General features: G+C 74.4%; 1 protein-coding gene. It reads left to right on the plus strand.

Annotated elements, in window-relative coordinates; genetic code table 11:
* On the plus strand, positions 1-273 hold a 273-nt coding region (locus WDW90_RS39390; protein ID WP_336493028.1), incomplete at both ends, for a CAP domain-containing protein.

Raw genomic sequence — 273 nt, forward strand, 5'->3', positions numbered from 1 at the left:
GGCGCACTCGCAGGACATGCGCGTGCGCGACTACTTCGACCACACCGACCCCGACGGTCTGACCCCCTGGGACCGGGCGGACGCCGCGGGCGTGAGCGGGCTGGCGGCCGAGAACATCGCCGTCGGTCAGCCGGACGCGGCGGCGGTCGTGCAGGCCTGGATGGACAGCCCCGGCCACCGGGCGAACATCCTCGAGTGCTCGCACACGCGTCACGGCCTCGGGAAGGAACCCGGCCAGGGCGGCCCGTGGTGGACCCAGGTCTTCGGCCGCTG

Source organism: Methylobacterium nigriterrae, assembly GCF_037106235.1.
Taxonomy (GTDB): Bacteria; Pseudomonadota; Alphaproteobacteria; order Rhizobiales; family Beijerinckiaceae; genus Methylobacterium; species Methylobacterium nigriterrae.